Source organism: Micromonospora salmantinae (genome assembly GCF_022230905.1).
In the GTDB taxonomy this organism is placed as follows: domain Bacteria; phylum Actinomycetota; class Actinomycetes; order Mycobacteriales; family Micromonosporaceae; genus Micromonospora; species Micromonospora salmantinae.
In genome coordinates this window covers 349,714-372,659 of the sequence record NZ_JAKKFG010000042.1, presented here as the reverse complement: position 1 = coordinate 372,659, position 22,946 = coordinate 349,714, and the positions used below count along the sequence as shown (strand labels likewise).

At 73.4% G+C, this 22,946-nt stretch carries 17 protein-coding genes; 7 read left to right on the top strand and 10 right to left on the bottom strand.

The window, feature by feature from the left end:
* Nucleotides 1-193: 193 nt before the first annotated feature.
* Genes PSH03_RS25580 through PSH03_RS25570 form a run of 3 tightly spaced genes read left to right on the top strand, consistent with a single transcriptional unit; the run spans nucleotide 194 to nucleotide 2,833 of the window.
* Nucleotides 194-1,441: a MurT ligase domain-containing protein gene (locus PSH03_RS25580; RefSeq protein ID WP_091407686.1), complete on the top strand. Its 1,248-nt coding sequence runs from the start codon at nucleotides 194-196 to the stop codon at nucleotides 1,439-1,441.
* Nucleotides 1,431-2,150 (top strand): type 1 glutamine amidotransferase, encoded by a 720-nt coding sequence (locus tag PSH03_RS25575; protein ID WP_091407683.1) that lies wholly within the window; start codon nucleotides 1,431-1,433, stop codon nucleotides 2,148-2,150. The genes PSH03_RS25580 and PSH03_RS25575 overlap by 11 nt, the downstream gene beginning before the upstream one ends.
* Nucleotides 2,147-2,833 (top strand): TVP38/TMEM64 family protein, encoded by a 687-nt coding sequence (locus PSH03_RS25570; RefSeq protein ID WP_210785714.1) that lies wholly within the window; start codon nucleotides 2,147-2,149, stop codon nucleotides 2,831-2,833. Before PSH03_RS25575 ends, PSH03_RS25570 begins: the two co-directional genes overlap by 4 nt.
* Before the next feature lie 336 nt (nucleotides 2,834-3,169).
* Here the strand turns inward: PSH03_RS25570 and leuS are convergent, their stop codons facing one another.
* Nucleotides 3,170-6,010, bottom strand: a complete 2,841-nt coding sequence (leuS, locus tag PSH03_RS25565; protein WP_238690626.1) for a leucine--tRNA ligase — start codon at nucleotides 6,008-6,010, stop codon at nucleotides 3,170-3,172.
* 404 nt (nucleotides 6,011-6,414) lie between these two features.
* On the opposite strand from leuS, the gene PSH03_RS25560 reads away from it, so the two are divergent.
* The 3 genes from PSH03_RS25560 to PSH03_RS25550 are packed head-to-tail and all read left to right on the top strand — an operon-like array spanning nucleotide 6,415 to nucleotide 11,258.
* Nucleotides 6,415-7,470 carry an AAA family ATPase gene (locus PSH03_RS25560; protein WP_091407670.1) on the top strand — a complete coding sequence of 352 codons (1,056 nt, stop codon included), beginning with the start codon at nucleotides 6,415-6,417 and terminating at the stop codon, nucleotides 7,468-7,470.
* A gap of 1 nt (nucleotide 7,471) precedes the next feature.
* Complete coding sequence (locus PSH03_RS25555) at nucleotides 7,472-8,770, top strand: DUF58 domain-containing protein (RefSeq protein WP_210785716.1); 1,299 nt, start codon at nucleotides 7,472-7,474, stop codon at nucleotides 8,768-8,770.
* A gap of 16 nt (nucleotides 8,771-8,786) precedes the next feature.
* Nucleotides 8,787-11,258, top strand: a complete 2,472-nt coding sequence (locus PSH03_RS25550) for a transglutaminase TgpA family protein (protein ID WP_210785717.1) — start codon at nucleotides 8,787-8,789, stop codon at nucleotides 11,256-11,258.
* A 307-nt stretch (nucleotides 11,259-11,565) separates the two neighbouring features.
* Here PSH03_RS25550 and PSH03_RS25545 read toward each other — a convergent pair whose 3' ends face one another.
* The 9 genes from PSH03_RS25545 to PSH03_RS25505 form a co-directional block, all read right to left on the bottom strand.
* Nucleotides 11,566-11,964 (bottom strand): SCO2097 family morphological protein, encoded by a 399-nt coding sequence (locus PSH03_RS25545; protein ID WP_030334542.1) that lies wholly within the window; start codon nucleotides 11,962-11,964, stop codon nucleotides 11,566-11,568.
* A 116-nt stretch (nucleotides 11,965-12,080) separates the two neighbouring features.
* Entirely contained in the window at nucleotides 12,081-13,340 is a 1,260-nt protein-coding gene (locus PSH03_RS25540) for a DNA polymerase IV (protein ID WP_210785718.1), read from the bottom strand.
* A 62-nt stretch (nucleotides 13,341-13,402) separates the two neighbouring features.
* Nucleotides 13,403-14,575: an alkaline phosphatase family protein gene (locus PSH03_RS25535; protein ID WP_238690625.1), complete on the bottom strand. Its 1,173-nt coding sequence runs from the start codon at nucleotides 14,573-14,575 to the stop codon at nucleotides 13,403-13,405.
* Nucleotides 14,572-15,339 carry a methyltransferase domain-containing protein gene (locus tag PSH03_RS25530; protein WP_238690624.1) on the bottom strand — a complete coding sequence of 256 codons (768 nt, stop codon included), beginning with the start codon at nucleotides 15,337-15,339 and terminating at the stop codon, nucleotides 14,572-14,574. The genes PSH03_RS25535 and PSH03_RS25530 overlap by 4 nt, the downstream gene beginning before the upstream one ends.
* A gap of 75 nt (nucleotides 15,340-15,414) precedes the next feature.
* The gene (locus PSH03_RS25525; RefSeq protein WP_167492956.1) at nucleotides 15,415-15,591 is read right to left on the bottom strand and encodes a hypothetical protein; all 177 of its coding nucleotides are present in this window, start codon (nucleotides 15,589-15,591) and stop codon (nucleotides 15,415-15,417) included.
* Nucleotides 15,592-15,684: 93 nt separating this feature from the next.
* Nucleotides 15,685-19,068, bottom strand: a complete 3,384-nt coding sequence (locus tag PSH03_RS25520) for an error-prone DNA polymerase (RefSeq protein WP_238690623.1) — start codon at nucleotides 19,066-19,068, stop codon at nucleotides 15,685-15,687.
* Between the two features lie 33 nt (nucleotides 19,069-19,101).
* Nucleotides 19,102-20,715 (bottom strand): DNA polymerase Y family protein, encoded by a 1,614-nt coding sequence (locus PSH03_RS25515; RefSeq protein WP_238690622.1) that lies wholly within the window; start codon nucleotides 20,713-20,715, stop codon nucleotides 19,102-19,104.
* Nucleotides 20,712-21,437 carry a DnaE2-dependent mutagenesis accessory factor ImuA' gene (imuA', locus tag PSH03_RS25510; protein ID WP_238690621.1) on the bottom strand — a complete coding sequence of 242 codons (726 nt, stop codon included), beginning with the start codon at nucleotides 21,435-21,437 and terminating at the stop codon, nucleotides 20,712-20,714. Before imuA' ends, PSH03_RS25515 begins: the two co-directional genes overlap by 4 nt.
* A gap of 102 nt (nucleotides 21,438-21,539) precedes the next feature.
* Nucleotides 21,540-21,989, bottom strand: coding sequence for an SAV_6107 family HEPN domain-containing protein (locus PSH03_RS25505; protein WP_007463070.1), 450 nt, complete (start codon nucleotides 21,987-21,989; stop codon nucleotides 21,540-21,542).
* A gap of 445 nt (nucleotides 21,990-22,434) precedes the next feature.
* Here PSH03_RS25505 and PSH03_RS25500 point away from each other — a divergent pair, with 445 nt between their 5' ends.
* Nucleotides 22,435-22,923 carry a YbaK/EbsC family protein gene (locus PSH03_RS25500; protein WP_091407640.1) on the top strand — a complete coding sequence of 163 codons (489 nt, stop codon included), beginning with the start codon at nucleotides 22,435-22,437 and terminating at the stop codon, nucleotides 22,921-22,923.
* Nucleotides 22,924-22,946 lie beyond the last annotated feature (23 nt).

The following is a 22,946-nucleotide window of genomic DNA, read 5'->3' as shown; positions in this document are numbered from 1 at the left end:
GTCACAAGGGGTGGAGCGGAGTGGAGGGCTCCGGCCGCCCCTCGGCGTGGTCCGCTTTCCGACATAGATCGACTCCGTCCGGGGGACGCCGACCCGGCCGCCCGCGCAACCACCACGGCCGAACGGTTCACCGTCGGCGGCGATCTGGTGGGGCCGGCGGTCCGGTAACCTCGCTCGCGTGACGGACGCGAAAATGCCCCTACGGGCCAAGGTGGCCAGCTCCGTGTCACGGACCGCCGCGGCGCTCTCCCGGGCCGCCGGCCGTGGCGACGGTTCGGTGATCGGCGGGTGGATCGGCCTGAAGATCGACCCGGACCTGCTGGCCCACCTGTCGGCCGGGCGCGCGATCGCGCTCGTCTCCGGCACCAACGGCAAGACCACCACCACCCGGTTGACCTCCGCCGCGGTCGGCGTGCTCGGCCGGGTCGCCACCAACTCGTTCGGCGCCAACATGCCCAGCGGGCACACCTCGGCGCTGGCCAAGGCCGGCAGCACCCCGTACGCGGTGCTGGAGGTCGACGAGCACTACCTGGCGCAGGTGCTGGAGGCGACCGAGCCGCACGTTGTCGCGCTGCTGAACCTCTCCCGCGACCAGCTCGACCGCGCCAAGGAGGTCGCCATGATGGCGCAGCTCTGGCGCGCGGCGCTGGTCCGGCACACCGACGTACGGGTGGTGGCCAACGCCGACGACCCGCTGGTGGTGTGGGCCGCCACCCCACCGGGCGACCCCGCCCGGGGCATCAACCCGCCGCACGTGACGTGGTTCAGTGCCGGCCAACGCTGGCACGACGACTCCTGGGTCTGCCCGGAGTGCGGCTCCACCATCCAGCGCTCCGGCGAGCAGTGGTGGTGCACCGGCTGCCCGCTACGCCGACCGGAGCCGCACTGGGTCGTCGAGGACGAGGGCGTGCTCGACCCCACCGGCGCCTGGCACAAGGTCTCCCTCCAACTGCCCGGCAAGGTCAACCTCGGCAACGCGGCGACCGCGCTGGCGGTGGCCGCCGAGTTCGGCGTCCGCCCGGTCGACGCGGTGTCCCGCCTCGGCATCGTCACCTCGGTGGCCGGCCGCTACGCCCAGGTCGACAAGGACGGGCGCAACATCCGGCTGCTGCTGGCCAAGAACCCGGCCAGTTGGCTGGAGGCGTTCGACATGGCCGACGACGCGCCGACCCTGCTCTCCATCAACGCGCGCGACCCCGACGGCCTGGACACCTCCTGGCTCTACGACGTCGACTTCGCCCCGCTCCGCGGCCGGCAGGTGTTGATCACCGGCGACCGGGCATACGACCTGGCGGTTCGACTGGACGTCAACGACGTGCCGTTCCAGCACGTCCGCACGTTCGACGACGCACTCCGGTCGGTCCCGCCCGGGCGGCTGGAGGTCATCGCGAACTACACCGCGTTCCAGGACATCCGAGCGGAGTTGGACCGTGTCATCTGAGAGTCTGCGCATCGTCTGGATCTACCCCGACCTGCTCTCCACCTACGGAGACCGGGGCAACGCCCTGATCCTCGCCCGGCGGGCCCGGCAGCGTGGGATGCCGGTCGAGGTGCTGGAGGTCCGCTCCGACGAGCGACTGCCCGCGACCGCCGACATCTACCTGGTCGGTGGCGGCGAGGACGGCCCGCAGGCGCTCGGCGCCCAGCGGCTGCTGGCCGACGGCGGCCTGCACCGCGCCGTCGCGCAGGGCTCGGTGGTGTTCGGCGTCTGCGCCGGCTACCAGCTGCTCGGCACCTCGTTCTTCGCCAAGGGTGTGCAGTGCCGCGGGCTGGAGCTGCTCGACCTGCGGTCCGACCGGGGCGAGAGCCGGGCCGTGGGCGAGCTGGCCGGTGAGATCGACCCCCGGCTGGGCCTGCCCCCGCTGACCGGTTTCGAGAACCACGGCGGCCGCACCCACCTCGGTCCGGAGGTGTCCCCGTTGGCCCGGGTCACCGCCGGGGTGGGCAACGACGGCGCCACCGAGGGCGCATGGCGCGGCAAGCTGCTGGGCACCTACTCGCACGGGCCGGCGCTGGCTCGCAACCCGGCCCTGGCCGACCTGCTGCTGCGCTGGGCCACCGGGGCACACCAGCTCCCGCCGTTGGACGACACCTGGTCGGACCGGCTCCGCAACGAGCGCCGCTCCGCGGTGGCCGCCGCCCGGGCATGATCCGTGCCGTCCGACGGCTGCTCCGGCAGCCGTCGGCCGCCCGGTTCGCCCTGCTCGTGCTGCTGATCGGCGGGTGCGGGTTACTGCTGCTGCTGGTGCCCCGGCCGGATCCGGCGCAGTTACCGCTGGTCGCCGACCGGCTGGGCGACCTCGCTCCGGTGGCGGCGATCCTCGGTGGCGCGCTGCTGCTGGTCGCGCTGGTGCCCCGGACCTTCATCACGCTCGCCGCAGGTGCGATCTTCGGCCCGCTGGAGGGCGCCGCGTACGCCCTCGGCGCCGCGCTGGTGGCGGCGGCGATCGGGTTCACTGTCGGCCGGTTGCTCGGGCGGGAGTTCGTGGCCGAACGGGTCCGCGGTCGCCTGGCCAGCCTCGACGGCTGGTTCGCCCGGCAGAGCGTGCTCGGTGTGGTCACCGTCCGGCTGCTGCCGATCGCCGGCTTCGGCCTGGTCAGCTACGGCTACGGCACGACCGGCGCCCGAGTGCTGCCGTTCCTCGCCGGCAGCGTGATCGCGTCCGCGCCGACCGCCTTCGGCTACGCGGCGATCGGCGCGGCGGTCAGCTCCCCCGGCCACGTCAACTGGTACGCCGCAGCCCCGGCCAGCCTCGGCCTGATCGCCAGCCTGGTGCTCATCCACCAGTGGTGGCGCGCCGAACGCCGCCGCCGTCGCACCATGCCGGTCTGAACCGCGGACTTCCTCTTCCGGCCCCCGTTGCGCGACGGGAAGCTCGCCGTCACCAGGATCCTCGGCGAGGAACAACTCGGACCCCGCACAGCAGCACGCGTACTCGCTGCTCCGCGCGGACCGGCTGCCGCCACTGCCGCCCCGCCCGTGACCACCGGAGCGCAACCGTCGGGTGGCTGGTCTGGTTGATCCGGCGACTGCACGAGCCGGTTGTGCGGAGACCGGCGGGGGATACGCCGGAGAGCGTTATGACTCAGAGGCATATTTATGCCCCTGAGTCATAACGCTCACCGCGGTGCCCGCCTCCGTGGACGTCACGGTGCGTATCGCTCGCAGTCAGGCGACGACCGAGACCATCCGGCCCTTGACCACGATGACCTTGCGCGGTTCCTTCCCGTTCAGGGTCGCCGCCACCGCGTCCAGGGCCGCCGCGCGGACGACCTCCTCGGAGGCGTCGGCGGGGACCTCGATGCGACCACGGACCTTGCCGTTGACCTGCACCGGGTAGGTCACCGTGTCGGCCACCAGCAGCGCCGGGTCGGCGGTCGGGAAGTCCGCGTACGTCAGCGAGGTGTCGTGGCCCAGCTTGCGCCACAACTCCTCGGCCACGTGCGGGGCGAACGGCGCCACCATCAGCACCAGCGGCTCGGCCACCTCGCGGGGCGTGGCCGACAGTCGGGTCAGCCCGTTGGTCAGCTCGATCAGCTTGGCGATCGCTGTGTTGAACCGGATGCCGTCCATGTCGCCACGGACCCCGTCGATCACCTTGTGCAGCAGCCGGCGGGTCGCCTCGTCGGCCTGGTCCTCGGTGATCCGCAGGGCACCGGTCTGCTCGTCGACGACGGCCCGCCACACCCGCTGCAGGAACCGGTACGAGCCGACCACCGCCCGGGTCTCCCAGGGGCGGGAGACCTCCAGCGGGCCCATCGACATCTCGTACACCCGGAAGGTGTCCGCGCCGTAGGCGGCACACATGTCGTCGGGCGTCACCACGTTCTTCAGCGACTTGCCCATCTTGCCGTACTCGCGGTTGACCGCCAGGTCACCCAGGTAGTAAGCGCCGTCGCGCTCGAAGACCTCCTCGGCCTGCACGTAGCTGCCGCGCGAGTCGGTGTACGCGTACGCCTGGATCATGCCCTGGTTGAACAGCTTGCGGAACGGCTCGAACGACGACACGTGCCCCAGGTCGAACAGCACCTTGTGCCAGAACCGCGCGTACAGCAGGTGCAGCACGGCGTGCTCGGCGCCACCGACGTACAGGTCGGTGCCCCCGCAGTCGCCGTCGGCGCGCGGACCCATCCAGTACCGCTCGTTCTCCGCGTCGACGAACCGCTCGCTGTTTGTCGGGTCCAGGTAGCGCAGCTCGTACCAGCAGGAGCCGGCCCACTGCGGCATCACGTTGGTTTCCCGGGTGTAGCGCTTCGGTCCGTCACCCAGGTCCAGTTCGACCTCGACCCAGTCGCGCCGCCGCGACAGCGGGGTCTCCGGGTTGCTGTTGGCGTCGTCGGCCTCGAACGTCTTCGGGGAGAAGTCGTCGACCTCCGGCAGCTCGACCGGCAGCATCTCCTCCGGCAGGGCGATGGCCGCGCCGGTCTCGTCGTAGACGATCGGGAACGGCTCGCCCCAGTAACGCTGCCGGGAGAACAGCCAGTCGCGCAGCCGGTAGGTCACCGCGCCGGCGCCGTGCCCGTTCGCCTCCAGCCAGGCGATGATCGCCGCCTTGGCGTCGGCGACCCCCATGCCGTTCAGGTCCAGGCCGCGCTCGGGCGCGGCGCTGTTGATCGCCGGGCCGTCCCCGGTGTACGCCTTGCCGTCGAAGCCCTCCGCGGGCTGCACGGTACGGACGATGGGCAGCTCGAAGACCTCGGCGAACGCCCAGTCCCGCTCGTCCTGCGCCGGCACCGCCATGATCGCGCCGGTGCCGTAGCCGGCCAGCACGTAGTCGGCGATGAAGATCGGGATCTGCCCACTGGTGACCGGGTTGGTGGCGTACGCGCCGATGAAGACGCCGGTCTTCTCCTTGCTGTCGGACTGCCGCTCGACGTCGGTCTTGGCGGCCGCCGCCTTGCGGTACGCCTCGACGGCCTCCCGGGGGCTGGCGTGCCCGCCGGTCCAGGCGTCCCTCGTCCCGTCCGGCCAGCTGGCCGGCGCCAGCGCGTCGACCAGCTCGTGCTCGGGCGCCAGCACCATGTAGGTGGCACCGAAGACGGTGTCCGGGCGGGTCGTGAACACCCGCACCGGCGCCGCGCTGGTCGGGAAGTCGATGTGGGCGCCGATGGAGCGGCCGATCCAGTTGCGCTGCATCAGCTTGATCGGCTCGGGCCAGTCCAGGCTGTCCAGGTCGTCCAGCAGCCGGTCGCCGTACGCGGTGATCCGCATCATCCACTGCTTCAGGTTGCGCTTGAAGACCGGGAAGTTGCCCCGCTCGGAACGGCCGTCGGCGGTGACCTCCTCGTTGGCCAGCACGGTGCCCAGCCCCGGGCACCAGTTCACCGGCGCCTGCGAGACGTACGCCAGGCGGTGGTCGTCGACGACCTGGCGGCGCTCGGCGACGCTCAGCTCGGCCCAGGCGCGGCCGTCCGGCGTGGGCCGGTTACCGCCCTCGAACTCGGCGATCAGCTCGGCGATCGGACGGGCCCGGTTGGCGTCGCGGTCGTACCAGGAGTTGAAGATCTGCAGGAAGATCCACTGGGTCCAGCGGTAGAAGTCGGTGTCGATGGTGGCCACCGAGCGACGCTCGTCGTGCGCCAGCCCCAGCCGGCGCAGCTGCGCCTTGTACCGCTCGATGTTCGCGACGGTGGTGGTCCGGGGGTGGGTGCCGGTCTGCACCGCGTACTGCTCGGCGGGCAGGCCGAACGCGTCGAAGCCCATCGCGTGCAGCACGTTGCGGCCGGCCATCCGCTGGTAGCGGGCGTAGCAGTCGGTGCCGATGTAGCCCAGCGGGTGGCCGACGTGCAGGCCCGCCCCGGAGGGGTACGGGAACATGTCCAGCACGTACAGCTTTTCCGCGCCGGCGCGTGGATGGGTCGGGTCGGCCAGCGGGCCGGTCGGGTTCGGTGCGTGGAAGGTGCCCTCGCGCGCCCAGATGTCCTGCCAACGAATCTCGATCTCGTCGGCCAGGGCCGCGGTGTACCGGAACGGGGGAATGTCGCCCGCCGGTGCGGCTGCCTCACTCATCGTCTCTCCTCGCTTCGCTTCGCTTCGTCTCGGCACCACCGGGCCGGGCCGGCGGCGGGCACAAAAAAGCCCCTCGCGCAGGAGGGGCCGCCGTGCTGTCGCTGGGTTCAGCGCATCAGCACGGCCCGGTAAGAAGCAGGAAGACTCCGGCCATGCCCCGCAGTGTACCTCTTCCACGGTTCGCCCTGCCCGGCCCCCGGGCGGTGTCGAACCCGTTCCCCCGAGCTGGCGAATATCGGTGCGTAACCGACGGACTACCTGCGGGGGTCGGCGATAACGACAAACATGGTTAGCCTGAGAGACTAGTGAGATTCCTGCGGCAAACGAGGCTCGACGTCGCGAACCCAACGGCGGGTCCAGGTGCTCTCTAGAGAGCTGCCGTGACGGCGACGAGGAGGAGGCCCGTGACACAACAGACCTGGGACGAGGTGGGCGGCCTGTTGCCGCACGACGAGTTCCGCGCCGCCAGCGAGGCCATCGTGGCCAACATCGAGCAGGTCATCGAGGGTAAGACCGCCACCGTGCGGCTCGCCCTGGCCGTCCTGCTCGCCGAGGGTCACCTCCTGATCGAAGACGTCCCGGGTGTCGGCAAGACCAAGCTTGCCAAGGCCCTCGCCCGGTCCATCGACTGCACAGTGCGACGGATCCAGTTCACCCCCGACCTGCTGCCCAGCGACGTCACCGGGGTCAGCGTCTACAACCAGGAGACGCACGACTTCGAGTTCCGCCCCGGTGCCGTGTTCGCCAACCTGGTGGTCGGCGACGAGATCAACCGGGCCTCGCCGAAGACCCAGTCGGCGTTGCTGGAGTGCATGGAGGAGCGGCAGGTCACCGTCGACGGGGTGACGTACCAGCTCCAGACCCCGTTCATGGTGATCGCCACCCAGAACCCGATCGAGATGGAGGGGACCTACCCGCTGCCGGAGGCGCAGCGCGACCGGTTCACCGCCCGCATCGCTATGGGTTACCCGGACTCCAACGCCGAGCTGGCCATGCTCGACGGGCACGGCGCCACCGACCCGCTGCACGAGCTGCGCGCGGTCTCCGACGCGGCCATCGTCCGGCAGCTGATCGCCACCGTCCGGCAGGTGCACGTGGCGGACGCGGTCAAGCAGTACGCGATCGACCTGGTCACCGCCACCCGCGAGGCCCCCGACCTGCGGCTCGGCGCGTCCCCCCGGGCGACCCTGCAACTGTTGCGCACCGCCCGGGCGGTCGCCGCCCTGGAGGGCCGCGACTACGTCCTCCCCGACGACCTGCAGGCCCTGGCGGTGCCGGTGCTCGCCCACCGGATCATCCCGACCGCCGACGCGCAGCTCGCCCGGCGCACCACCGACGCGATCGTCTCCGAGCTGGTGCACCGCCTGCCGCTGCCACACGACCGGCAGCGCAACCCGTACGACACCCGGCCCCCCGCCACCGGCAACGGTCGCGCACCCTACGAGCCGCGGAGGCCATGACGTGCGTGCCGGGCTGCGCGGGCTGACCACCCGCGGGCGGTCCTTCCTCGCCGCTGCGGTCGCGGCGGCGATCTCGGCCGGAATCCTCGGCGAGAAGGACCTGCTCCGGGTGGCTGTGCTGTTGGCCATCCTGCCGTTGCTGGCCGCCGCCTACGTCGGGCGGAGCCGCTACAAGCTGGCCTGCAACCGTTCCCTGGACCCGCACCGGGTTCCGGTCGGCGCCAACTCCCGGGTGGTGCTGCGCCTACAGAACCTGTCCCGGCTGCCGACCGGCACCCTGCTCCTGGAGGACCGGCTGCCCTACGCGCTGGGCAGCCGGCCCCGGGTGGTGTTGGAGCGGCTCGGCGCGCACCAGGCCAGCTCCGTGGCGTACACGGTGCGGGCCGACGTGCGGGGCCGCTACGACGTGGGCCCGCTGGTCGTCCGGATGACCGACCCGTTCGGCCTGTGCGAGCTCACCCGCTCCTTCCCCAGCACCGACCACCTGACGGTCATCCCGCAGGTCACCCCGCTGCCGTCGGTCCGGCTCCCCGGGGAGTACGCGGGCAGCGGCGACAGCCGGGCCCGCTCGGTGGCGGTGCACGGCGAGGACGACGCGGCGACCCGGGAGTACCGGCGCGGCGACGACCTGCGCCGGGTGCACTGGAAGTCCACCGCCCGCACCGGTGAGCTGATGGTGCGCCGCGAGGAGCAACCGTGGGAGAGCCGGGCCACCGTCGTCCTGGACACCCGGGCGTACGGCCACCGGGGCGAGGGGCCGACGGCCAGTTTCGAGTGGTCGGTCTCGGCCGCCGCGAGCATCGCCGTTCACCTGCGGCAGGCCGGTTACAAGTTGCGCCTGGTCACCGGCTCGGGGGCAGATGTGGACGCCTCCGAGGCCGGCGGGGACGGTGCGCTGCTCGACCACCTCGCGGAGGTCCGACTGGATCAGCGCGCCGAGGTCACCGGCCTCGTGCAGCGGGTCCGCCAACGCGCCGACGGCGGTCTGATCATCGGCCTGTTCGGCACGGTGAGCGTCGCCGAGGCGGAGCTGCTGGCCGGGCTGCGGGGCAACGGCGCCACCTGTGTCGGCTTCCTCCTGAACAGCTCCACCTGGCTCAGCCTGCCGGAGAAGGCACGGGCCGAGGCGGAGCACGCCCACGCCGCCGCCGTCCTCGCCATGTTGCAGAGTGGCTGGCGGGTGGTCGGCGTCGACCACGGCGGCCGGCTGCCGGCGCTGTGGCCGCAGGTCGGTCGGGGCGCCCAGGGGTTCGCCCTGCGGGCCGCGCTGGCCGAGACGGTCGCCGGCGGTGTGCGATGAACGGAAGGTTCTCCGCATGATCAGCACTCGGAACATCGGCATGGTGGCGGCCGCTGCCACGCTGCTGGCCGCCGCGCCGCTGTCGGCCATCTTCCAGGGCTGGACGTGGTTGATCGAGTCCATCATCGCGGTCGCCGTGGTGGCCGGGGTGGCCGCGCTGACCCGCCTTGCCCGGGCACCTCTGTGGGGTCAGGTGCTGGGCATGCTGGCCGGCCTGATGCTCGCCCTGACCTGGTTGTTCCCCAGCGGCCAGGAGCTGTTCGCGATCCTGCCCACCCCGGGCACGTTCGCGTACTTCGGGGACCTGCTCGCCGGCTCCATGCAGGACATGCGCTCGTACGGGGTCGAGGTCCCGGACACCGACCCGCTGCTGTTCATCGCTGTGCTCGGCGTCGGCGGGGTCGCCGTGCTGGTGGACGTACTGGCCGTGGGGCTGCGCCGGCCCGCGCTGGCGGGGCTGCCGATGCTCGCCATCTACTCGGTGCCGGTCGCCGTCTACGTGGACAGCGTCCCCGCGGTGCCGTTCGTGGTGGGCGCCGCCGGTTACCTCTGGCTGCTGGTCACCGACAACGTCGACCGGGTGCGCCGCTTCGGGCGCCGGTTCACCGGTGATGGCCGTGACGTCGACGTGTGGGAGGCCTCTCCGCTGGCGTCCGCCGGCCGTCGGCTCGCGGCGGTCGGGGTGGCCCTGGCGGTGGTGCTGCCGCTGGCGGTGCCCGGCATGACCGGCGGGCTGCTCGACTCGCTCAGCCGAGGGCCGGGCAACGGCACCGGCAACGGGTCCGGCTCGGGGGGCACGTCGGGTCGGATCGACCTTTTCGCCTCGCTCGCCGGCCAGCTCAACCAGTCCCAGGTGGCCGACCTGGTGAAGGTGAAGACGTCCGAGCAGAACCCGTTCTACCTGCGCTACGCGGTCGCCGACGAGTTGCGCCCCGCTGGTTTCCAGGCGCGCAGCCCCAGCGGCAGGTCGGTCAACCGGGACCTGCCGAACCCGGCCGACCGGGCCGGGCCAGGCGTGCGGCAGGCCACCTACCAGGCGACCGTCGAGGTCACCAAGAGCCTGAGCATGTCGCTGATGCCGGTGTACGCCGAACCGACCCGCGCCGACGACCTCAGTGACAACTGGCTCTACGACGCCAACCAGCAGGTCGTCTTCTCCAACCGGGAGAACTCCCGCGGTCGGAAGTACTCCTTCGACTACGTTCGCTCGACCTTCACACCCGACGCGTTGCGGACCGCGAAGCCGCTGCCTACCGAACACCCCGTACGCCGACAGATGACCGCGACCCCCGGGCCGGTGCCCGAGGTGGAGGAGCTGGTCAAGGGGCTGATCCAGGGCAAACGCACTGACTACGACCGGGTGCTGTCGATCTACCAGCACTTCTCGGCGGACAACGGTTTCAGCTACCGGTTGAGCACCGAGAGCGGCAGCAGCGGTCAGGACATCGTCAACTTTCTGACCAACAAGGTCGGCTACTGCCAGCAGTACGCCGCCGCGATGGCCTGGCTGGTCCGCTCGGCCGGCATCCCGGCCCGGGTGGCTTTCGGGTTCACCAACGGCAGCAAGCGCGACGGTGACACCTTCACGCTGACCAATCTCAACCTGCACGCCTGGACCGAGGTCTACTTCGACGGGGCTGGTTGGGTGCCGTTCGACGCCACCCCGGCGTACGGGGTGCCCGGCTCCACCCGGTCGGCCTGGGCACCGGACACTGACGCGCCGGAGGAGCCCAGCCCGAGCAGCGGCGCCACCAGCGCCCCGACGGACCCGGGCGCCTCGACGGAGTCGACCGGCCCGGACAACGCCGACCGGGACACCGACGACGGGCTCTCTCTCGGCGGGACGACGCCGAACGAGCAGCCACCGGTCTGGCCGTGGTGGGCAGCGGGCCTGGTGGCCCTGCTGGTGCTGCTCGCGGTGCCCGCGCTGCGCCGGATGGCCCTGCGCCGCCGACGCAGTGGCCGCGCGGCGAGCGGGGCGATGGTCTCCGCGAGGGTCGACGGCGGCAGCGAGCCGGGGGCACGTCCGGTGGTGGTCAGCGCGGACGCCAACCGTGCCCGCGCGGACGCGCACGCCGCCTGGGCGGAGCTGCTCGACACGCTTGTGGACTTCCGGGTCCCGGTCGATCCGACCGAGACGCCCAGGGCGACAGCGGACCGGCTTGTCCGGGACTCCCTCGACGACGACGACGCGATCGGGTCGGCGCGGCTGCTCGGCCGGGCGGAGGAGCGGGCCCGCTACGCGCGGGATCCGCTGACCGGTGAGGGGTTGCTGCCGGCGCTACGCGCGGTCCGTGCGGCGCTCGCGACACGGGCGGACCGACGGACCCGCCTGCTCGCCGCCGTGCTGCCGCCCTCGGTGCTGCTGCGCTGGCGCACCGCCATGGCCGACAGGTCCGGCCGGATGGTGGCGCTCACCGGGCAGGCCCGGTACCGGCTGCTGCGGTGGAATCCTCGACGGCTGCTGGCCGACCGGGCCGCTCGCTGACCGACCAGTTCCAGGTCCGTGGGGCGGCGGCCACCACCGCCGCTCCACCCGCCTCAGCTGCCGCCACCCAAGGTCGTGCTCGATCCAGGAGGTAGGCCCTTCCCGGGCGCACGATGCCACTACATCCAGGACCGAGCACGATCATGCGCAGAGTGGTCGCTCCTCGGTGAGGTGCTTCTGCGGGTCGGGGCACCCCTGCGGAGAGCGTGCAACGGCAGAGGGCGCGCGGATACGACGGAGGTCGCCGGGGGCTGTGCCCGGCGACCGCTCGTCGCGGCGTACGGCCCGCCTCAGCGGCGGGACCGGCTCAGCGGTGCCCCTCCGGGCGCTGCCGCCACCTGTCCTCCATGCGGTCCAGGATTGACGACCGGCGACCGGATCGGCCACCGCGGGGACGACGACGACTCGTCGTGCCGCCCACCACGTGCAGGTCGGGTGACTGCGCCCGCCGGTGCGACTGCACCGCGAACGCCGCCGACGCCAGCATGACGACGAAGCCCGCCACCGCCAGTGGTGGAGTCTTGATCACCGCGCCATAGACCAGTAGAGCCAAGCCAGCGATGATGACGCCGGCGGCGACGAGCAGGCGACGCCGCGCATGGAAGCGCGGATCGCTGGCGCGCACGGCCGAGGCGAATTTGGGGTCCTCGGCAAGCGACCGCTCGATCTGCTCGAACAGCCGCTGCTCGTGCTCCGAGAGCGGCACGGCACTCCTCCCCGGTCACGTTGGTCGGGCCCACTCGGGCCGACAGACCGTGGCAGCCAACCGGCTGCTTACCCGCAAGTCTACGAGGGGGGTCGCGCGTCGGAAAGCGGGACGACCTATGGGCGGGGTGGATTTTCGTTTCGACGGGGATCACGGTCGCCCATCAGACTGGCCGGACCTATGACGGACCGCCCGAAACGGGCAGCGGCGGCGTCCGCGGCAGCTTCCGCTTCGCGCCAGCCACGCTCGGGCGCGCCGAGGGTGAGTTGCCGGGGAGCGCCCTGCGCCGAGGCGAGCCCTTCCACCCGGACACCGACGAGGCGGATCCGCTCGCCAGGGTCCAACGCGGTATAGAGCGCCCAGACCGTGTCGAACATCTCGCGGGCGGTGTCGGTGGGAACGTCGAGGGTGCGAGATCGGCTGACGGTGCGGAAGTCGGCCAGCCGGACCTTGAGCGAGACGGTGCGCCCGACCTGCCCGGAGCCGCGCAACCGGACACCGACCTTCGCGCTGAGCGCGAGCAACGCACGGCGGATCTCCAACGGGTCGGCCACGTCGACGTCGAAGGTCACCTCGGCGCCGATCGACTTGTCGACGTGCTCGGGGCTGACCCCGCGCGGGTCGCGCCCCCAGGCCAACTCGTGCAGGTGGGATGCCGAGGCGGCACCGACGGCCCGGCGGAGCATGCCCACCGGTGCCTCGGCGAGGTCGCCGACGGTGGTCAGGCCGAGCCGGCGTAGCGCCTCGGCGGCGCGCTCCCCCACCCCCCACAGGGCGTTCACCGGCAGCGGGTGCAGGAAGTCGAGCACCTGCCCCGGGGGCACGACCAGCAGGCCGTCCGGCTTGGCCCGGGTGGAGCCCAGCTTGGCCACGAACTTGGTCGGCGCCACCCCGACCGAGCAGGTCAGCGCCTGCTCGTCGGCGACCCGGCGACGGATCAGCCGGGCGATGGTGGCCGGAGAGCCGAAGAGCCGCCGGGCGCCGGTCACGTCGAGGAACGCCTCGTCGAGGGAGAGCGGCTCGACCAGCGGCGTGACGTCCCGGAAGATCTGCATGACGGCCCGGGAGGCGGCCGTGTAGGCGGAAAAATCCGGTGGCAGGTAGACCGCGTGGGGGCAGCGGGCCCGGGCCTGACTGGTCGGCATCGCGCTGCGGACGCCGTACCGGCGGGCCTCGTAGCTGGCCGAGCTGACCACCCCGCGCGGGCCGACACCGCCGACGACCACCGGTCGGCCGCGCAGCTCGGGGCGGCGGCGCACCTCGACAGCGGCGAAGAAGGCGTCCATGTCGACGTGCAGGATCGGGCTGGCGGAGTCGTCGGCGTCCGGCCCGAAGCGTGGATCGTCGCCCCGAGGCAACGACTGGCTGCGGCCCATCCCGGCAGGTTAACCCGGGGGTACGACACCACCATCGGCCAGTGGGCCGAACCGTCCCCGGGTCAGCCCCGGACGACCAGCAGCGGCACTGTCAGCTCCGCGGCGGTGTCCGACCCGTGGTAGGCCACCAACTTCGACGCCATCGGCCGCTCGGTGCGACTGGCCATGACCGCGTACGTGTCGTTGCAGATCACCACCACGTCGCCGATCCGGCCGAGGTGCTCCTCGGGCACCGGCCCGAACCAGCCGGTGGCCACCACCTCGTCGCGGGTGCGTACCCGGGCCGTGGCGCCCAGCGCCTCCGACCAGGCGGCCCGCACGTCGTCGACCGCGCCCGGCTCGACGTGCAGGTAACGCACCCGGGCCTCGCCGGCCACCAGCCGCACGCCGGCGCGCAGTCGCGGATCGGTGTCCAGGTCGAAGCGGTGCGCGGCAGGGATGTCGAGCTGCCCGTGGTCGGCGGTCACCAGCAGCGCCGCGTCCGGCGGCAGCCCGTCGACCAGGCGGGTGACCAGGGCGTCCACCTCGGTGGCGGCGACCCGCCAGGGTGCCGAGTCGACGCCGCTGACGTGGCCGTGCCGGTCCAGGTCGGCGTGGTAGCCGGAGACCAGTGTGGGACCGGCCCCGGCGGCCAGCGCGGCCAGCATGGCGGTGGCCACCGCGTCCCCGCCGGCGGCGCCCCGGAAGTCGCCACCCCGGTTGGCGGCCAGTGTCAACCCGCTGCCGCCGAACTCCGGCCGACTCACCACGCTCGTCGTCACCCCGGCGGCGCGGGCCCGCTCCAACTGGGTGGGCACCGGCTGCCAGCGCAGCGGCGACGGATCGGCGGCCCAGTCGGTGTGGGTGAGCACCCGATCGGTGCCGGGCACCCGCACTGTGAAGCCGAGCACCCCGTGTGCGCCCGGCGCGACACCGGTGCCCAGCGACACCAGGCTGGTCGGGGTGGTGGACGGGAAGCCGGCGATGAGCGGCCGGGCCACAGTCGCGGCGAGCCCGGCGAGGGTCGGCGCGTACGGCGCCGCGGTCGGCAGCTGGTACCAGCCGAGCCCGTCGACGAGCAGCACGGCGATCCGGCGTACCCCGGCCAGCGCGGGCCCGAGCCCGAGCGGGTCGGTCGAGCCGGGCACCCCGAGCACGGCCAGCGCGCTGGGCAGCACGTCGGCGAGACGTCCGCCACCGTGGCCCGGCCCGAGGATCTCCAGCGGCGCCGGCCGGCCGCGGGCCTCGGCGATCATGCCGGCCGGCGGGCGAACAGGTGCAGTTGGGCGGCCAGGTCCCGGTACGGCGGTTGGGCGGCCAGCGCACGTTCCAGCTCGACCACGGCGGCGGACTGCCCGTCGGCGACCGCGGCCGGCAGCAGGTCGGCCAGCACGCGTACCCCGTGGATCTCCTCGACCACCAGCCCGGCGGCGCCGAGCAGCGCGGCGGCGCCGGGAGCGTCGTAGCGTCGGCGCAGCGTGTCGCGCGGGCCCGCGGTGCCGGCCGGATCGGCGGCCAGGGTGGCCGCGACGTCCAGGTGCCCGTTCATCGCGCGGCCCAGCACGGCGGCGGCACGGCCGGCCACCAGCACACTGGCCGCGCCACCCGGGCGCAGCGCGGTGGCCAGCGCGGTCACCACCGGCGTCGGGTCGTCGACGACCTCCAGGACGGCGTGGCAGAGCACCAGGTCGACGCCGGCCGGCTCGACCAGCCCGGCGAGGGCGTCACCGTCGCCCTGCACGGCGGCGATCCGGTCGGCCACCCCGGCCTCGGCGGCGCGGCGGGTGAGCGCGGCGAGCGCGTCGGGGCTGGCGTCGACGACCGTGACCCGATGCCCGGCGCGGGCCAGCGGAACGGCGAAACCGCCGGTGCCACCGCCCACGTCCAGCACTGTGAGCTCGGCGTCGCCGCGCCGGTCCAGCTCGGCGCGGAGCACCGACCAGATCACGGCGGTACGGGGTGTCAGCGGCGGCTCGGCGAACCGGCCTCGGGTCTGCTCCACCCGGTCGAGCCTAGTCACCCGGTCAGGTGGTGGTGCGGGCGTGTGGCGGGGGCGCCCACCACACGCCCGATCGGTGCGTGGTGCGGCGGCCGGTCAGGCCTCGGTGCCCTCGGCCTCGTCCTCCGCCCGGGACCGGCGCTCGTTGGCCACCGGACCGTTTGTCACCTCGTACTCGCGGGGGTCGGCGAGGTGCGACGGCACCCAGCCGGTGCCCAGTCGGGTCCGCCGGGCGTTGGCGATTCCACCGGTGTACGCGTGATTTCCCGTCACTGTCGTTCCCCCTCACGGATCACGGGCCGCTCTGCCCGCTCGGAACGAGTCTCCCGCTCGACGGCTCGGGAAACCGTAATGTGGATCACTGAATCAGCGGAAGTCACGGGAGGCGGGGCTGACCGGTGGCTCGATGGCGTCCAGGCGGTCGGCGACCAGGTTGGTCACCCCCTCGTGCCGCTGCAACCGCCCCCGGACCACCAGCGCGGCGCTGGTCCGCGCCACCCGCCGGTAGCGCTGCCACAGCCCCGGCGAACAGGTGACGTTGAGCATCCCCGTCTCGTCCTCCAGGTTGAGGAAGGTGACCCCGCCCGCGGTCGCCGGGCGTTGCCGGTGGGTGACGATGCCACCGACCCGGATCCGCTGCCCCGGCTCCACCCGGCCGAGCCGGGCGATCGGCACCGCGCCGAGCACGTCGAGCTGACCCCGGATGAACCGGGCGGGGTGGCTCTCCGGCGACAACCCGGTGGCCCACACGTCGGCGACCAGCCGGTCCACCGCCTCCATCCCGGGCAGCGTGGGCGCCGCCGCGCCGGTCACCGTGCCCGGCAGCCGACCCGGCCGGTCCTGGGCCGCCGCGCCGGCGGCCCACAGCGCCTGCCGCCGGGTCAGCCCGAAACAGGCGAAGGCGTCCGCGGTGGCCAACGCCTCCAGCTGCGCGGCGGTGAGACCGAGCCGCCGGGCCACATCCGGCATGTCCCGGTACGGCCCACCGGCGACCCGTTCGGCCTCGATCCGTTCGGCCACGTCGGCGCCGAGGGTCCGCACACCGGACAGGCCGAGCCGGACGGCGGGACCGCCCAGCCCCCAGGCGTGCGGCGGCTCCCCCGGCCCGCTGCCCCACCGGGTCTCCGGGGTGGACTCCAGCACCGCCAGAGCCCCGCTGGCGTTGATGTCCGGACGACGGACCTCCACCCCGTGCCGGCGGGCGTCGTCGACAAGGGTCTGCGGCGAGTAGAAACCCATCGGCTGGGCGTTGAGCAGCGCGGCCAGGAACGGCGCGGGGTGGTAACGCTTGAGCCAGGAGCTGGCGTAGACCAGGTAGGCGAAGCTCATCGCGTGGCTCTCCGGAAAGCCGTAGCTGGCGAACGCGGTGAGCTTGCGGTAGACGTCGTCGGCCAGCTCACCGGTGATGCCCCGCTCGGCCATCCCGGCGTAGAGCCGGTCGGCGATCCGGGTCATCCGCTCGACCGACCGTTTGGCGCCCATCGCCCGGCGCAACTGGTCGGCCTCGGCCGCGTCGAAGCCGGCCAGGTCGATGGCGAGCTGCATCAGCTGCTCCTGGAACAACGGCACACCCAGGGTCTTCTCCAGGGCGTTACGCATCAATGGGTGCGCGAAGGTCACCGGCTCCTGGCCGTTCTTGCGGCGGATGAACGGGTGCACCGAACCGCCCTGGATCGGGCCGGGGCGGATCAGCGCCACCTCGACCACCAGGTCGTAGAACTCGCGGGGCTTGAGTCGGGGCAGGGTGGCCATCTGGGCCCGACTCTCCACCTGGAACACCCCGACCGAGTCGGCCCGGCAGAGCATGTCGTAGACCTCCGGGTCGTCCAGGGTCATGTCGCCCAGGTCGAGCCGGGACCCGATCATGTCGTAGCCGTAGTGCAGGGCGGAGAGCATGCCCAGGCCGAGCAGGTCGAACTTGACCAGGCCCACCGCGGCGCAGTCGTCCTTGTCCCATTGCAGGACGCTGCGCCCGGGCATCCGCCCCCACTCCACCGGGCAGACCTCGATCACCGGCCGGTCGCAGATCACCATGCCGCCGGAGTGGATGCCCAGGTGTCGCGGGAACGTCTGCAACTCGTTGGCGTACTCCACCACCTGCTCGGGGATGTTCTCGACATCGACAGTGGCGACCGAGCCCCACCTGTCGATCTGCTTGCTCCAGGCGTCCTGCTGCCCCGGCGAGTAGCCGAACGCCTTGGCCACGTCCCGCACTGCCGACCGGGGCCGGTAGGAGATGACGTTGGCGACCTGGGCGGCGTGCTCCCGGCCGTAACGGGTGTAGACGTGCTGGATCACCTCCTCCCGGCGGTCGGACTCGATGTCCACGTCGATGTCGGGTGGACCGTCCCGTTCCGGGGCGAGGAACCGCTCGAAGAGCAGTTGGTGCCGGACCGCGTCCACATTGGTGATCCGCAACGCGTAGCAGACCGCCGAGTTGGCCGCCGAACCCCGACCCTGGCAGTAGATGTCCTGGTCACGGCAGAACGTGACGATGTCGTAGACCACCAGGAAGTAGCCGGGGAAACCCAGCTCCTCGATCATGTTCAGTTCGTGGTCGAGTTGCGCGTACGCCGTCGGGTGCGCCTGCGGCGGCCCGTAGCGCTCGTGTGCCCCGTCAGCTGTCAGCTTCCGCAGCCAGCTCATCTCCGTGTGCCCCGGCGGCACCGGGTACGCCGGTAGCTGCGGCGCGACGAGCTGGAGGTCGAAGGCCAACTCGGCGCCGAACTCGGCGGCCCGCGCCACCGCACCCGGGTACGCGGCGAACCGGGCCGCCATCTCCGCGCCGCTGCGCAGGTGAGCGGTGGCCGCCGCGGGCAACCAGCCGTCGATCTCGTCCAGGCTGCGGCGGGCCCGGACCGCGGCGACGGTGGTGGCCAGCCGACGCCGGCCGGGGCTGGCGTAGTGCACGTTGTTGCTGGCCACAGTCGGCAACCCGGCCGCGGCGGCCAGCTCGGCGAGCGCGTCGTTACGGTCGGCGTCGATGGGATGGCCGTGGTCGGTCAGCTCCACGGCCACCGTCTCCGCGCCGAAGAGCGCTGTCAGCCGGTCCAACTCGCGGGCCGCCGCGTCCACCCCCTCGGTGAGCAGTGCCCCCGGCACGTGCCCCTTGCGGCAGCCGGTCAGCACCAGCACATGGTCACGCAGCTCGGCGGCGACCTCCTCCAGGTCCCCGTAGTCCGGGCGGCCCTTCTCCCCGCCGCGCAGCTGGGCGCGGGCGATGGTGGTGGCCAGCCGGGCGTACCCCTCGTGGCCGTGCGCGAGCACCAGCAGGTGCGCGCCGTGCGGGTCGGGCTCGCCGTTCTGCGGGCCGGGCAGGCCGAGGGACAGTTCCGCGCCGAAGATGGTCGGCAGGCCCAGCGTACGAGCCGCCTCGGCGAAGCGGACCACCCCGTAGAAGCCGTCGTGGTCGGTGACGGCGAGCGCGGTGAGCCCCAGCCGGGCCGCCTCCTCGGCCAGCTCCTCCGGGTGGCTGGCGCCGTCGAGGAAGCTGAAATTGGTGTGCGCGTGCAGCTCCGCGTAGGGCACCACGCCGTCGGGGCGGATCAGCTCCGGTGGCTGGTACTGCTCGCGGCGGCGGCTCCACGCCGGGGAGTCGCCGCCGTCGGCGTCCACGGCGAGCGGATCCACCACGTGCAGGTGCCGCTCCTCGCGCGACCGACCGCCGCCCGACCGGCCGGAGCCGCTGGCCCGCCCGGAGAGCACCCGCTCCAGCTCCGACCAGGGCATCTTCGGGTTGTGGAAGCTCATCGAGCATCCGCCTCCGACCTGGGGAGCACCGGCTCAGTCATAGATTGCCTCCACCAACCACTGCCCGGCCTCGACGGCCAGCAGCAGGGCGGCGCCGTCGGCCAGGCTGACCTGGAACCGGGCCCGGCGGCGGGCCTCGACCGGCGCCCACCACCGCTCGTCCACCGGCCACGGGCCGGCCCAGCCCACGATCTCCGCCGGCTGACCGGTGCCGACCACCAGCCGAGCCGGTGGGGCACTCACCGCCAACCGCGCGCTGATCACCACCGGCTCGCCGGCGGCGTCGTGCACCGTCGCCGCGAGCGGGCTGGGCAGCACCACCGCCGGCGCGGGCGCCGGCAGCCGGCCCGGCCACGGCGGAGCCCCGCCTGCACCCCGGCCGGTGGCCGGGTCGGCGCCGGCATCGGCCGGCGGACCAGGACGGGCGGGGACGCGTTCGTCGCCCCACGGCACCAGTCGCACCTGGTCGGCCGGGGAGCGCCCACCACCGAGCACCGCGGTGACCACCGCTTCCGGGCCGAGGATGCCCTGCACCCGGCTCAACGCCCGGTGCGCGCGTTCCCGTTCCTCGCCGGTCTCCCCCCAGAGCCCGGCCTGCAGACCGGCCTGGGCGATCACCCCGTCCGGGATCAGTCGCAGCCGGATGATGCCGGCCGTCGGTCGGGCCGGCCGGGCACCGGCGCGGCCGTTGCTGCCGGAGAGCCACCCGTCGAGCTGCCAGCGCACCCGGTCGGCGATGGCCGCGGCGGTGAGCAGGCCATCGTGCCGCCACACCCGGTGCAACTCCTGCCCGTGCTCGGTCACCGCCTCGATGCCGAGCCGGGTGCAGGCCAACCCGTGCCCGGCCAGCCGTTCGTGCAGCCGCTCGGCCAGCGCCCGGGCCACGAACGCCGCCGCGTCGACCCGGTCGATCGGCTCGTCGTGCTCGGCGGTCACCGTCAGGTCGGCCGGCGGCTGTCGGACGGCGAGTGGGCGGTGGTCCCGCCCGGCGGCCAGCCGGTGGGCCAGCGCACCGTCGAACCCGAACCGGGCCAGCACGTCGCCGGCCGGCAGGGCCGCGAAGTCGCCGAGGGTGCGTACCCCCAGCCGACGCAGCAGGTCGGCCAGCGCCGACCGGCCGAGCGCCTCGACCGGCAACCCGGCCAGGAACTCCGGTGTCCCACCCGGTGCCACCACCCGGCCAGCGCGAGCGGCCAACCCGGCCGCGAACACCCCGTCGGCGATGCCGACCTGGCTCTCCACCAGGCACGACTGCGCCACGTGTTCGATGATCCGCTCAGCGGCCGCCTCCTCACCGCCGAGGTAACGGCCCGGCCCCCGGGCGGCCACCGCGCAGGCACCCGGACGGACCACCTCGACACCGGCGACCAACTCCTCCACCGCGGCGACCACCGGCTCGAACGCCCGGGCGTCCCGGCCGGGGTCGTACTCCACGACGGCGAGCTGCGGGCAGCGCCCCTGCGCCTCCCGCTTGCGCAGCCCTCGACGCACCCCCTCGGCGCGGGCCCGCTCGGAGCAGGCGACCACCCGATTGGCGTGCAGCACGGCGACCGGGCCGGTCGCCGGCACCCCGTCGACGATCTCGGCGGCGAGCACCGGCCAGTCCGGGCACCACAGCAGCAGCGTGCGCGCCGGCGCGCCGGTCACCCCCGACCGACCAGCGCGAGTGGCGCGGCCGATCGGCCCACGGGCGACGGCAGCGCACGAGGGATCACCCGGGTCAGCTCGTCACCCGGGAGCCAGACCTTGATCTCCTTGGGCCGGGCGGCCGCCCCGCGCCCGCGCGCCGAGACGGTGATCTCCCGGCGGCGCAACCGCCCCCGACCCAACCCGAGACCCTCCCAGACTCCCCGGACCACCTGCAGCGTCACGTCCGCGCCGTCCCACCGGCCGTACGGGACGAGCACGCTGCCGCGCTGCCGGGCCCGGGCTGCCAACCGGGTGGCGACCGAGGCGGAGACCGAGGCCGGCACTGTGGTGACCACGACGTCCACCCCGTCGATCAGCGCGGCGACAACTGTGGCCCACTCGGGGCCGGGGTTCGGCACCAGGGCCAGCCGGTCCAGGGCGATGCCCAGCTCAGCCGCCGCGCCCGCACCGAACGTCGGCACCCCGACCACGGCGCACCACGAGCCGGCCCGGGACGCCTCGGCGAGCAGGGCCAGCATCAGCGAGGTGCCACCGCTGCGGCGGGGCTGGCCGGCGGCGACAGCGATGGTGCTGCCCCGGCGCAGGCCCCTGTTGGGCAGCAGACCCGTCAGCTCGGGCACCACCGGCAGCACCCGGTGGCCACCGACTGGGTCGGGCGCGCTCGCCGGGCGCACCAGATCGGCCAGCGCGGCGGAACCGACCACCATGCGGCCCGCCATTGGACCAACTCCCCCGTCGTTGCTGTGGATCAGATCAGGACCGGCACGCCGTGCCACCGGCCGCCCGGCTCCCCCCGCCGGGCGGCCGGTGGCACGGCGGGATCAGGCGGCGAGGCCGTCCAGGGCCGGTTGGTGGGCCACGCCGAGCGCGGTTTCCACCACCGTGACGAACTGTTCGGCAGCGCGGAGCAGATCGTCGGCCTCCCGGGCGCTGACCACCCGGGGGATGCCGGCCTCGGCGGCGGCGCGCTTGCTGGCCCCCGCGGCGAAGAACCGGGACCACTCGTCGAGCTCCGGAGCGACGGCGCAGAGGAGGACCCAGACGCTGGTGATCCGGTTGCGTCGACTCGGCGCGGGTCGGGCCCGGGCGGCGAGAAGGGCCGCCGCCGCGCGCAGGGCAGCAAGGTGGGCAGCCGCGTAGCGCAGACCGTCAGGTCGGGTCTGGCCGGCCTCGACCAGCCCACGGCGGGCCAACGTGAGGAGTTGGGCGGGGGTGCGGTGCGGCAACACGTGCGCCGGCACCGTCGGTGCCTGAGCCGGGTTGGTCGGCATGGATGTCTCTCCTCCACGTGGCCGAGACGCCACTGCGGCGGCTGATGCCGCCGACGAGACGCCGAGGTCGGGGTGGTGCGGAGGAAGACGCACCGGGTGTGGCCGGCCGGGTGTGGATGCTTCCCCACACCACACCCGGCCGGCGGACCGGCGGGTGCGTCGCCCGCCGCCCGGGGGTCGTGGGCGGCGGGCAACGCTCCTGCCTGTTGGGACCAGGCTCGCGACTGCCCGGAAACCCAGGTGCGGCCCGCGGAGCCGCACCGCCCGGAGGTGGCGCCGCGAAACGCCGCGCTCCGGCTGGTTGGAACGGGCGTTCGAGGCAATCGAACACTCGTTCTAACTGCTGCTGACAGTACACCTCCCCTCCGACGAAAATGCAACGTGTGACGCGCCGAGCGTGCCGGCCGGCTGAACCGGCCACCAGCGGACCGGGAAGAATGGCGGGATGCAGCCACACCCGAACGTACGGGCGGTGCAGGACGCGCTCACCGCCGCCGGCACTCTCGACGGCGCCGGTGAGCCCAGCATGGTCCGTCTGCTGCCCGACGCGGTGCACACCGCCGCGGCGGCCGCCGAGGCACTCGACGTCGAGGTCGGCCAGATCGCCAACTCACTGATCTTCGACGCGGACGACACTCCGCTGCTCGTCCTCACCTCTGGCGCACACCGGGTCGACACCGCCGGCCTGGCGGCATCGATCGGCGTCACCCGACTGCGCCGGGCCACCCCGGAGTTCGTCCGGGCCCACACCGGGCAGCCGATCGGCGGGGTCGCCCCACTCGGGCACCCGCACCCGCTACGCACCCTGGTGGACACGGCGCTGGCGGCGTACCCGGAGATCTGGGCCGCGGGTGGCGTACCCCAGGCGGTCTTCCCGACCACCTACCCCGAGCTGTTGCGGGTCACCGCCGGCACCCCGGCCGAGGTGGCGTGAGCGAGCGGAGCGAGCGAACCAGC